The sequence below is a fragment of the Streptomyces sp. NPDC002690 genome (assembly GCF_053592415.1).
Genome location: NZ_JBSFVR010000059.1, coordinates 17,268 through 28,000 on the forward strand (window position 1 = coordinate 17,268; position 10,733 = coordinate 28,000).

The following is a 10,733-nucleotide window of genomic DNA, read 5'->3' on the forward strand; positions in this document are numbered from 1 at the left end:
CCGGCCGGTCAGGCCGGCTGACCGCCGGACCGGAGGGCAGCGGCAGGCACCCGGAGGGCGGCCAGGACCGGCAGATGGTCCGTGGCCGCCCGCAGATCGGATTCGGCCACGCCGGGCAGCCCGGCCGGAACCCCGCAGCCGAGGACCTCGATGCCCCCGGTGGCGAGTACGGCGTCGACCCGGCGCACCGGCCCGTCGGACGGGAAGGTGTCCTCCTCTCCCCAGGGCCGGACCTCACGGGCGTCCTGGAGCCGCCCCGCGAGCAGCCGGAACGCCCCTCCCGGCGGTACGTCGTTGAGGTCGCCACCCACCACCGTGTGCTCCGCGCCCATCGCTTCCACCCGCTCCAGCAGCGCCTTCGCCTGGGCGAGGCGTTCGTCCGGCCGCAGGCTCAGATGGCAGCCGACGACGCCGAGCCGGGTCCCTGCGATCCGGACCACGGCCGTGGCGAAGCCCCTGCGGTGCAGCCCGGGAGTGCGGGGCAGCAGAACGTCCTCGGTGCGCTCGACGGTGGCGCGCAGGGAGCAGAGCAGCAGGGAGCCGGCGGCGGTGGCGCCGCCGGAGAGAATGACCAGGTCGGTCGCGGCGGCGAGCCGGGCGGCGGCCTTGCGCCAGCGGAAGAAGCGCGGCGCCTCCTGGACGAACACCAGGTCGGGGGCGCAGGCGCGGATGACGCGGGCCAGTGCGGCAGGGTCGTCGCGCATCGAGCGGATGTTGTAGCTGAGGACGCGGACGACGGCCGATCCGTCGTCCTCGGTACGGGAGTCGGGCAGCGGCGTCAGAACCATGCGGGCCACGATACGACGGACGCCCGCCGTGCCCCTGGGGGCACAACGGGCGTCCGTTCGGATCGTGTGCGGTGGATCAGCCCTGGCGGGCCAGGTCGGCGGCGCCGACCAGTCCGGCCTTGCCGCCGAGCTGGGCGGCGAGGACCTGGGCGTGCGGACGCCACTCGCCGCCGATCAGCCAGCGGCGGAACGACTTGCGGATCGGGTCCAGGACCAGCTCGCCCTCGTCGGAGACCCCGCCGCCGACGATGAAGGCGGACGGGTCGAAGAGGGAGGCCAGGTCGGCCAGGCCCGCGCCGGCCCAACGGGCCAGCTCGCGGAACGAGTCGATGGCCACCGCGTCGCCCTGTCGGGCCGCCTCGCTGATGTGCTTGCCCTCGATGCCCTCGACCGTGCCGTCACCGAGCGACAGCAGGACGGCGGCGTTCTCCGGGGTCGCGTTGGCGCGCTGCTTGGCGTACCGCACCAGGGCGCGGCCGGAGGCGTACTGCTCCCAGCAGCCCTGGCTGCCGCAGCCGCAGAGCAGGCCGTCCGGGACGACCCGGATGTGGCCGAATTCGGCCGCTACACCGAAGCGTCCGCGCCGCAGCTTGTTGCCGATGATGATGCCGCCACCGAGACCGGTGCCGAGCGTGATGCAGATGACGTCGTCGTGGCCCTTGCCCGCGCCGAAGCGGTACTCGCCCCAGGCGGCGGCGTTCGCGTCGTTCTCGACGACGACGGGGAGGCCGACACGCTGTTCGACCTCGTCCTTGAGCGGCTCGTGGCGCCAGTCGATGTTCGGCGCGAAGAGCACGGTCGCGCGCTTGTCGTCGACGTAACCGGCCGCGCCGATGCCGACCGCCTCGATGGTGTGGCCCTCGCGCGCACCGTCCACGGCCGAGCAGATGGCGTCGACGATGCCCGAGGCCGTCGGCGGGGTCGGTACTTTGAACATCGAGAGGATTTGGCCCTCTTCGTCGACCACTCCAGCCGCGATCTTCGTGCCGCCGATATCGACGCCGATGGTGAGTCCCATGAATCCCTCAGTTCCGGTCGAGCCCCGCTGGGTCAACCGTACCCGAGAAGGCAGCCGGAATTTCCGGCCAGGGCTCAGTCCAGGTCGATGTGTTCACCTGTCGAAGGCCCGTCCGAGGGCCGGTCGCGGGGGTCGGACGGGTCGTCGGCGGCCCGTCCGGGCGTGTCGGTGGGGCGGTGGGCTCCGCCGTGGGCGCCCTCGGTGGTCCGCGTCCAGCGGCCCTCCTGGCTCTCGACCGCGGAACGGTAGGCGGCCAGCAGCTCGTTGCCCGCCGCGGCGAGATGGTCGAAGATCTCCGGATTGCGCTCGATGACCGGTTCGACCGCGGACTTGGCCTGCTGGACGACCTGGCGCACCGCGCCCTGGGCGGCGGTGCCGAGCAGCGGCGAGGAGAACGCGCCGAGCTTGTCGGCCACCGCGTCGACCAGCTTGCGCAGCTCCTCGGCGGCGGAGGCGGGCGGCGGCCCGTAGGTGGCGCGGCGCCGGGCCTTCTCGGCTTCCAGGTCCTCGGCGCAGGCGTCGGCCCACGCGTCGCCGTCGACGGGACGATCGGTGGCTTCACTCATGGCGGGCTCCTGCGACGCGGATGACGTACCACCGACGTTACCCGAACGGAGGTCGTCCGTTCAGGGAGTACGCGGCCGAGGGGGAAGGGAGCGCCCGGGCCGGCCCGTCAGGGGGTACGCGGCCAGAGCGACGGGTCGGGGGTGAAGCGGACGCGCAGCACACCGTCCCGGAGCGCGGCCCCGGACACGGTGCAGCGGCGGAGCACGGACTCCAGGCGCACGCTGCGGCGGAAGTCGCCGACGGCGAGGAGGATCTCGTCGCCCCGGCGGACGAGCCGCAGACCGGACTTGACGGCTCCGGGCAGCGGCAGGCACCAGACGAACCCCTCGTGCCCGTCGGGGCCGTCGGGGTCCGCCCGTTCCGTCCACCAGGGGTCGTCGGCGCGGCCGGCCGGCCGGTCGTCGGGGGCGGGGACGCCGAGCAGGTCCAGGTCCTCGGCGCCGCGCGGGTCGTGGCCGAGGTGCGGGGCCTCGTACAGCGCCTCGCCGGAGGGGGCGGCTCCGCCGGAAGCGGCGGTCTCCGGTGCCCGGTCCTCGTACCAGCGGGTGAGGGTCTTCTCCTGCTGGGCGGCGAGTGCGGCGAACCAGGGGTCCGCGGAGTGGCGCGGCAGCACCCGGTTGGCGACCAGCAGGTCGGTGCGTAGTCCGTGCAGGGCGAAACCGGTACGGGCGACGCGCAGGGCGTCCTCGGCTGCGGGCCCCGGCTCCGCGACCAGTCGCAGCGTGGTCGAGCGGTCCTGGATCAGCGCCTCGGCCTCGGCGAGTTCGGCGTCCTTGCGGGCGGCGGCGGCGTACAGCCACTGCGCGGGCATCGGGACCCCGGCGAGCTGGGCCAGCACCGGGCGCAGCGCGCGGGCGGCCTGCCGCTCGGGGGGCAGCAGCCGGCGCAGGTAGCGGCGCAACTGTGCGGGCAGGGCGAGCAGGGCGATGGCCTCGGGCAGCGGCGGCAGGGCGACGACGAGGGTGTCGTAACGGGCCTGGGACCAGTCGCCGGCGGCGGCCCGGCGCAGGGTGTGCAGGAGGGCGAGTTCGGCGCTGCCGGGGAGTTCGGTGAGCTCCTCGGCGTCCATGCGGCCGGCGCCCAGGAGCTCGAAGGCGGTGGCGGCGCGTTCCTGGAGGGCGAGGAGTTCGGCGCGGAAGTGGGCGCCCGAGTCGGTCCGCGCGTGGTCCAGGAGATCGTCGGCGGCGACGGGCCCGGGATCGTCCGGGAAGCCGGGCACGTGATCGCGGGTGACCAGGAGGGTGCGGCGGCCGGCCCGGGCCGAGGCCCGTGCGGTGGCTGCCGCGACCGTGGTGGTGCCGGCGCCGCCGGGCCCGGTGACCAGGACCGTGCGCACCGGGTCAGCCCTGGGGGGCGGACTCGACGCGCTTCTTCAGACCGGCCAGCGCGCGGTCGATGATGACCTTCTCCGCCTTGCGCTTGATCATGCCGAGGAGCGGGATCTTGACGTCGACGGCGAGCCGGTAGGTGACCTCGGTGCGCTCGCCGCCGGCGAGGGGCTCCAGCGCGTAGGTGCCGTCGAGCGCGCGCAGCATCTGGGACTTGACGAGGCTCCAGCTGACCTCGTGGTCGCCGTTCCAGGTGTAGGCGAGGACGTGGTCGTCCTTGATGGCTCCGGCGTCGAGGACCAGGCGGACCTGCTCGGCGCGGCCCTGGTCGTCGGTGGCGAGCACCTCGGTCTCCTTCACCTCGCCGGTCCACTCCGGGTAGCGGGCGAAGTCGGCGATCACTCTCATCACGTCGGCCGGTGCCGCCTCGATCGTGATGCTCGAGCTGGTGTGTTCAGCCATCGCCGTGGCCCTCCATGCGCTGTGCCGGTCCGTTCTCGGCAGGAGCCTGCCGGGTGCAGGCTATCGCGTGCGGGTGAGCGCCCCGCGCGGGCGTCCCTCGCGGACCCCGACGGGCTCTCACCACTCCAGCGCCCACGGCCTGCCGGTGGAGGCGAAGTGGCCGACGTTGACGCATTCGGTCGCGCCGATCCGCATCCGGCGGGCCAGGGGCTGGTGGACGTGGCCGAAGAGGGCGTACCGGGGGCGGGTGCGGCGGATCGCGTCGAGCAGGGCGCGGCTGCCGCGTTCGAAGCGGCGGGCGACGGTGTCGTAGACGAGTTCCGGCACCTCGGGCGGGATGTGGGTGCAGAGGACGTCGACCTCGCCGACCGCCTCCAGCTTCGCGGCGTACTCCTCGTCGCTGACCTCGAAGGGGGTGTTCATGGGGGTCTTGAGTCCCCCGCCGACGAATCCGAAGGTCCGGCCGCCGATCTCGACGCGCTGGCCGTCCAGGACGGTGGTGCCTGGTCCGGCGTACTCGGGCCAGAGGGTGGGGACGTCGACGTTGCCGTACGTGGCGTACGTCGGGGTCGGCATGGCCGCGAACATCTCGGCGTACTGCTTGCGGACCGCGCCGAGGATGGCGGCGTTGCGGTCCATGCCCGCCCAGAGCTCGCGGCCGAAGTCGCGGGCCTCCTCGTAGCGGCGGGCGGTGCGCAGGGCCACGATGCGGTCCGCGTTCTCCACGCCGAAGAGGTCGGGGAAGATGCCGCGCGAGTGGTCGGCGTAGTCGAGGAAGAGCACCAGGTCGCCGAGGCAGATCAGGGCGTCGGCGCCGTCGCCCGCGCGGGCCAGCGCCTCGGTGTTGCCGTGTACGTCGCTGACCACGTGAACGCGGGTCCGGCCGCTGCGGCCGGCCGCCGCCGGGGCTGCCGTCGGCCGCTCTTCTCCTGCACGCATGCGATCACCATAACCACGGCTCCGTGGCCTGAACAGGGCGTCGGACCTGCGGTTACTTCCGAGTCCCGAGGGCGGTGGTCTAGGGTTCCGGGAACGGCGGCCTCTGTATGTGATGCATAAGACATCTGTCCTGCTCCTCTATCCGGAAGCACTACCGGTGGGTAACGTCCGGGCAGTCCAGTCGTGCTCACCCCACTGAGCACCTGCCAATCGTGGACCGCTTCCGGTGCGTCACACAGAGCCGTGGCACCGGAGCCCGATGAGGAGCAGCAGTCTTGCGCGAGTTCAGCCTTCCGGCCCTGTACGAGGTCCCCACGGACGGCAACCTGACGGATCTCATCCGCCGCAACGCCGCTCAGCATCCCGCCACCGCGGTGATGAGCCGCAAGGTGGCCGGAGTGTGGACCGACGTGACCGCGACCCAGTTCCTGGCGGAGGTCAGAACCGCGGCCAAGGGTCTCATCGCCTCCGGCGTGCAGCCCGGCGACCGGGTCGCCCTGATGTCCCGCACCCGCTTCGAGTGGGTGCTCCTCGACTTCGCGATCTGGACCGCGGGCGCGGTGACCGTACCGGTGTACGAGACCAGCTCGCCCGAGCAGATCCAGTGGATCCTGGGTGACTCCGGTGCCGTCGCGGTGATCGTCGAAAGCGAGGCGCACGCCGCGTCGGTCGCCTCCGTCAGGGGAGGGCTGCCGGAGCTCGAGCACGTCTGGCAGATCGACCGGGGCGCGGTCGAGGAGCTGAACGCGGGCGGCGCCGAGGTCTCCGAGGAGACCGTGGATCTGCGGACGACCGCGGCGAGGGCCGACGACCCGGCCACCATCGTCTACACCTCCGGGACCACCGGCCGTCCCAAGGGCTGTGTGCTCACCCACCGCAGCTTCTTCGCGGAGTGCGGCAACGTGGTGGAGCGGCTGAAGCCCCTCTTCCGTACCGGCGAGTGCTCGGTGCTGCTCTTCCTCCCCACCGCGCACGTCTTCGGCCGGCTGGTGGAGGTGGCGGCCGTGATGGCGCCGATCAAGCTCGGCTGCGTACCGGACATCAAGAACCTCACCGACGAGCTGGCCTCGTTCCGGCCGACGCTGATCCTCGGTGTGCCGCGCGTCTTCGAGAAGGTCTACAACGCGGCCCGCGCCAAGGCGCAGAGCGACGGCAAGGGCCGGATCTTCGACCGCGCGGCATCGACGGCCATCGCCTACAGCCAGGCGCTGAGCACCCCGAAGGGAGCCTCCCTCGGGCTGAAGCTGCGTCACCGGCTCTTCGACAAGCTCGTCTACGGCAAGCTCCGCGCGGTCCTCGGCGGGCGCGGCGAGTACGCGATCTCCGGTGGCGCCCCGCTCGGTGAGCGGCTCGGCCACTTCTACCGGGGCATCGGCTTCACCGTCCTGGAGGGCTACGGCCTCACCGAGAGCTGCGCGGCCACCGCCTTCAACCCGTGGGACCGGCCGAAGATCGGTACGGTCGGACAGCCGCTGCCCGGTTCCGTCGTGCGGATCGCCGACGACGGCGAGGTCCTGCTGCACGGCGAGCACCTGTTCGGCGGGTACTGGGGCAACGAGGCGGCGACCGCCGAAGCGCTGGCCGACGGCTGGTTCCACACCGGTGACATCGGCACCCTGGACGAGGACGGCTACCTCGCGATCACCGGCCGCAAGAAGGAGATCATCGTGACGGCGGGCGGCAAGAACGTCGCCCCCGCCGTGATCGAGGACCGCATCCGCGCCCACGCCCTGGTGGCCGAGTGCATGGTGGTCGGCGACGGGCGGCCGTTCGTCGGCGCGCTGGTCACCCTGGACGAGGAGTTCCTCGGCCGCTGGGCCGAGGAACACGGCAAGCCGGCCGGTTCCACGGCCCGTTCGCTGCGCGAGGACGCCGAGTTGCTGGCGGAGATCCAGCGGGCGGTGGACGACGGGAACGCGGCGGTCTCCAAGGCGGAGTCGGTGCGCAAGTTCCGTGTCCTGGACGCCCAGCTCACCGAGGAGGCCGGACACATCACGCCCTCGCTGAAGCTGAAGCGAAACGTGGTCGCCAAGGACTTCGCCCACGAGATCGAGTCGATCTACGGCGGCTGATCCCCGCCGCACATGACGGGAGGCCCGTACGCGAACCGATCGCGTACGGGCCTCCCGTCATGCGGACCCCGGGTCAGAGAAGCGTGCGGAGCTTCTCGGCGAGCAGGTCCCAGCGCCACTTCTCCTCGACCCACTCGCGCCCCCGCTCCCCCATCCGGCGGCGCAGTTCCGCGTCGCCGAGCAGGGTGACGATCCGGTCGGCGGTGTCCTCGGCGTCGCCGCCGCGCACCACCCAGCCGGTCTCGCCGTCCAGGACCGCGTCCGGCGCCCCGCCGGAGTCACCCGCCACCACCGGCAGCCCGGTCGCGGAAGCCTCCAGGTAGACGATGCCGAGGCCCTCCACGTCGAGGCCGCCGCGCCGGGTCCGGCAGGGCATGGCGAAGACGTCGCCGGCGCCGTAGTGCGCGGGGAGCTCCTCCCAGGGCACCGGGCCGGTGAAGCGCACGGAGCGGCTCACCCCGGTCTCGGCGGCCAGCTTCTCCAGGTCCTCGGCGTACGGGCCGCCGCCGACGATCAGCAGCACGGTGTCGGGGTGGCGGGCCAGGATCGCGGGCATCGCGAGGATCAGGGTGTCCTGGCCCTTGCGCGGCACCAGCCGGGAGACGCAGACGACCACGGGCCGGTCCGTGAGTCCCAACCGGGCCCTGACGCGGTCGCCGCCGGACGCCGGGTGGAAGGTCTTCTCGTCGACGCCGGGCGGGAGTTGCACCATGCGGCCCGCCGCCTCGGGGGTGAGCGCGGCGGCGATCCGGGACCGGGTGTACTCACCGAGATAGGTGATCGTGTCGGTGCCCTCCCCGATGCGGCGCAGCAGTTGCCGGGAGGCGGGGAGCTGGGCCCAGCCCGCCTCGTGGCCGTGGCTGGTGGCGACGAGCCGGCGCGCCCCGGCCCTGCGCAGCGCGGGGGCCATCAGTCCGAGCGGGGCGGCGGCGCCGAACCACACGGAGGCGCAGCCGTGTTCCCGCAGCAGCCCGGCCGCGCGGCGGGTGACCCGGGGGGTGGGCAGCAGCATCGTGGTGCGGTCCCGGACGACCGTGAAGGGCTGTTCGGCGTCGAAGTCGGCGGTGGCCCGTACGCCCTCCTCGGTCCGCTTCCAGGTGGAGGCGTAGACGACGAGCTGTCCGGGGTCCAGGCGCAGCGCCATGTTGTGCAGGAACGCCTGGATGCCACCGGGGCGGGGCGGGAAGTCGTTGGTCACGATCAGGGTCTTGTCCATCGCCGCCGACAGTAACGGACGACCGCGTGTGACGGACGGCCACGTGTGACGGACGGCCGCGTGTGACGGACGAACGCGTGTGACGGACTGCCACCTGTGGCGCTGCGCCCCCGGCCGCCGGGTCCGTGAACGGTCCCCGGCGACCGGCCGCGCCTGAGTCCCGCGCACAGGAGCGCCCGGCATCATGGCTGACCGGACGTACGGCACGAGGGGCGGGAGCGCCATGACGGAACGGGCCGGCGCGGTGGGGCTTCTCGCGGTCTGGGCGCTGACCAGGGCGACTCTGCTGCTCTGGGTGCTGAAGGTGGTCACCGCGCCGGGGCTGGACGTCACCGTGGACGTCGCGGTGATCTACCGGGGCTGGTACGACGTGCTGCGCACCGGGGTCTTCCCGCCGGGCGACGTCACCTGGCAGTACCCGCCGGCGGCGGCCCTGCCCGTCCTGGCCCCCGGGCTGCTGCCGTTCCTGGAGTACGCGACGGCGTTCTCCGTGCTGGTGCTGGTCTGCGACGCGCTGGTGCTGGGCATGCTGCTGCGGGCGGGCTCCCGGCCCGGGGCGCGGCGCGCGGGCGCCTGGGTCTGGGTGGCGGGGGTGCCGCTGCTGGGCCCGACCGTGTACGCACGGTACGACCTGATGGTGGCGGCGGTCGCGGTGGCGGGGCTGCTGGCCGGGGTGCGGCGGCCGAGGGTGCTGGGGGCGCTGGCGGCGTTCGGGGCGCTGCTGAAGGTGTGGCCGGTGCTGGTGCTGCTGGGGACCGCCCCGGGGCGGGTGACCCGGCGTGCCTGGTCGGCGGCGGTGGTGGTGGCCGGGGTGGTGGCGGCGGGGTTCTGGCTGGCGATGCCGGGTGCGTTCGGGTTCCTCGCCCACCAGCGGGACCGGGGCACCGAGATCGAGTCGCTGGGTGGGCTGGTGCTCCATCTGGCCCGGCGGTCCGGCTGGCCGGGGCGGATCGAGCTGACCTACGGCTCGATGGAGTTCCTCGGGCCGGGAGTGGACCTGGTGTCGTCGCTGGCGCTCTGGCTGAGCGTGGCGGGGTTCGGCTGGCTGGTGGTGTGGCGGCTGCGGGCGCGTACCTTCACGGCGCACACCGCGGCGGACGCGGCGTTCACGGCGGTGCTGGTGTTCACGACGACGAGCCGGGTGATCAGTCCGCAGTACCTGGTGTGGCTGGTCGGGCTGGCCGCGGTCTGCCTGGTCTTCCCGGGCAGCCGGATGCGCCGGCCCGTGTGGCTGGTCCTGCTGGCCTGTCCGGTGACCTTCCTGGAGTTCCCGCTCGGCTTCGTGCACGTGGTGGCGAGCGACGGCACGGGCGTGGCCCTGCTCCTGGTGCGCAACGGGCTGCTGGTCGCGGCGACGGTGATCGCGGCGGCGAGGCTGTGGCGCGCGGCGGAGCCGGTGCCCGCCGAGGCGGTGGCGGTCGGGCCGGCGGCCCGGGTGCCTCAGCCGAGCCGGTCGGCGAGGTAGTTGCGCCAGCGGGTGGTGAACTCCCGCTCGCCGACGCCGAGGACCTTCTCCATCGCCGTGTCCACCGCCCCCTCGCGTCCGTCGTGGGCCCCCACCTCCCGGTAGAGCTCCTGGAGCGCGTCCTCGCCCCACTCCCCGGCGATGAGCGCGCAGGCGAGCCAACCGCCCTCGTACGCCCGCGCGAGCTCGTCCGCGTCCCGGTCGAAGGCGAAGTCGTCGTCCAGGGGCAGTGCGGCGGGCAGCTCCCGGGCGTGGACGGCGGTGGCGAGTTCGGGGGCGATCTCGGCGGCCGTACGGTCCTCCTGCCGGTACGCGGCCCAGTCGGCGAACCCCTCGGAGAGCCAGAGCGGGGTGGCCGCCGTGGTGGCGGTACGCGTCGCGACGTGCGTGGTCTCGTGGGTGAGGACGACCCTGCGGCCGAAGGTGCCGAGCGTGGCGTACGCCTCCGGATTGACGACGACCCGGTCCGCGAGGCCCGGCTCCCCCTCGCCGTCGGAGACCGCGCCGGTGGTGACCGCCGCTATCCCCCGGTAGCTCCCGTCCGCCGAGCCCAGCAGCTCCGCCATGTCCCCGGTGGAGGCGGGAACGAGGTAGACCACCCGCGCCGCCCAGCGGTCCGGCCAGGCGGCGGAGACCGCCGGGACCGCCTGGTCCGCGGTCTCCGCGATCTCGCGCAGCTCCTTCGCGGGGCGGCCGACGCCGAGGACCAGGCTGTGGGTGCCGTGCACCGCGACCACGGGGCCCTGGTCCCACAGCGGTACGGCCGCGTCCTTCGCGGGCCGGTCCGCCGTGAGGTACCAGGACCCGGCGGAGCCTGCTCGGCGCGGCCTGCATGGCCTGCGACCGGTACTTCGGCCTGACCTCCGGCTGGATAAGGG

At 73.5% G+C, this 10,733-nt stretch carries 9 protein-coding genes and 2 pseudogenes; 3 read left to right on the top strand and 8 right to left on the bottom strand.

What is annotated here, in order from left to right:
- Positions 1–8 precede the first annotated feature (8 nt).
- From ACWD3D_RS10960 to ACWD3D_RS10985, 6 genes are all read right to left on the bottom strand, one after another.
- On the bottom strand, positions 9–788 hold the full coding sequence (locus ACWD3D_RS10960) for an endonuclease/exonuclease/phosphatase family protein (RefSeq protein WP_451460584.1): 780 nt from the start codon (positions 786–788) through the stop codon (positions 9–11).
- A gap of 76 nt (positions 789–864) precedes the next feature.
- The gene (locus ACWD3D_RS10965) at positions 865–1,806 is read right to left on the bottom strand and encodes an ROK family glucokinase (protein WP_266703447.1); all 942 of its coding nucleotides are present in this window, start codon (positions 1,804–1,806) and stop codon (positions 865–867) included.
- 74 nt (positions 1,807–1,880) lie between these two features.
- The gene (locus tag ACWD3D_RS10970; protein ID WP_451460585.1) at positions 1,881–2,372 is read right to left on the bottom strand and encodes a DUF5304 domain-containing protein; all 492 of its coding nucleotides are present in this window, start codon (positions 2,370–2,372) and stop codon (positions 1,881–1,883) included.
- Between the two features lie 107 nt (positions 2,373–2,479).
- The gene (locus tag ACWD3D_RS10975) at positions 2,480–3,709 is read right to left on the bottom strand and encodes an ArsA family ATPase (RefSeq protein ID WP_451460586.1); all 1,230 of its coding nucleotides are present in this window, start codon (positions 3,707–3,709) and stop codon (positions 2,480–2,482) included.
- A gap of 4 nt (positions 3,710–3,713) precedes the next feature.
- Positions 3,714–4,163: an SRPBCC family protein gene (locus tag ACWD3D_RS10980; RefSeq protein ID WP_451460587.1), complete on the bottom strand. Its 450-nt coding sequence runs from the start codon at positions 4,161–4,163 to the stop codon at positions 3,714–3,716.
- 117 nt (positions 4,164–4,280) lie between these two features.
- On the bottom strand, positions 4,281–5,102 hold the full coding sequence (locus ACWD3D_RS10985) for a metallophosphoesterase family protein (protein ID WP_451460588.1): 822 nt from the start codon (positions 5,100–5,102) through the stop codon (positions 4,281–4,283).
- A 275-nt stretch (positions 5,103–5,377) separates the two neighbouring features.
- Between ACWD3D_RS10985 and ACWD3D_RS10990 the strand changes: the two genes are divergently transcribed.
- Complete coding sequence (locus tag ACWD3D_RS10990; RefSeq protein WP_451460589.1) at positions 5,378–7,174, top strand: AMP-dependent synthetase/ligase; 1,797 nt, start codon at positions 5,378–5,380, stop codon at positions 7,172–7,174.
- A gap of 73 nt (positions 7,175–7,247) precedes the next feature.
- Here ACWD3D_RS10990 and ACWD3D_RS10995 read toward each other — a convergent pair whose 3' ends face one another.
- Positions 7,248–8,390, bottom strand: coding sequence for a glycosyltransferase family 4 protein (locus tag ACWD3D_RS10995; protein WP_451460590.1), 1,143 nt, complete (start codon positions 8,388–8,390; stop codon positions 7,248–7,250).
- 223 nt (positions 8,391–8,613) lie between these two features.
- Between ACWD3D_RS10995 and ACWD3D_RS11000 the strand changes: the two genes are divergently transcribed.
- Positions 8,614–9,855, top strand: coding sequence for a glycosyltransferase 87 family protein (locus tag ACWD3D_RS11000; protein WP_451460593.1), 1,242 nt, complete (start codon positions 8,614–8,616; stop codon positions 9,853–9,855).
- Here ACWD3D_RS11000 and ACWD3D_RS11005 read toward each other — a convergent pair.
- Positions 9,831–10,655: pseudogene (locus ACWD3D_RS11005) on the bottom strand (hypothetical protein); the annotation flags it as partial. The gene ACWD3D_RS11000 and the pseudogene ACWD3D_RS11005 overlap by 25 nt on opposite strands.
- A gap of 14 nt (positions 10,656–10,669) precedes the next feature.
- On the opposite strand from ACWD3D_RS11005, the pseudogene ACWD3D_RS11010 reads away from it, so the two are divergent.
- Positions 10,670–10,733, top strand: a pseudogene (locus tag ACWD3D_RS11010) (hypothetical protein); the annotation flags it as partial.

What these genes read in the sequence shown, in the direction of transcription:
- ACWD3D_RS10960 (WP_451460584.1), bottom strand. Translation starts at nt 788, where the DNA reads ATGGTTCTGACGCCGCTGCCCGACTCCCGTACCGAGGACGACGGATCG.
- ACWD3D_RS10965 (WP_266703447.1), bottom strand. Translation starts at nt 1,806, where the DNA reads ATGGGACTCACCATCGGCGTCGATATCGGCGGCACGAAGATCGCGGCT.
- ACWD3D_RS10970 (WP_451460585.1), bottom strand. Translation starts at nt 2,372, where the DNA reads ATGAGTGAAGCCACCGATCGTCCCGTCGACGGCGACGCGTGGGCCGAC.
- ACWD3D_RS10980 (WP_451460587.1), bottom strand. Translation starts at nt 4,163, where the DNA reads ATGGCTGAACACACCAGCTCGAGCATCACGATCGAGGCGGCACCGGCC.
- ACWD3D_RS10985 (WP_451460588.1), bottom strand. Translation starts at nt 5,102, where the DNA reads ATGCGTGCAGGAGAAGAGCGGCCGACGGCAGCCCCGGCGGCGGCCGGC.
- ACWD3D_RS10995 (WP_451460590.1), bottom strand. Translation starts at nt 8,390, where the DNA reads ATGGACAAGACCCTGATCGTGACCAACGACTTCCCGCCCCGCCCCGGT.
- ACWD3D_RS11000 (WP_451460593.1), top strand. Translation starts at nt 8,614, where the DNA reads ATGACGGAACGGGCCGGCGCGGTGGGGCTTCTCGCGGTCTGGGCGCTG.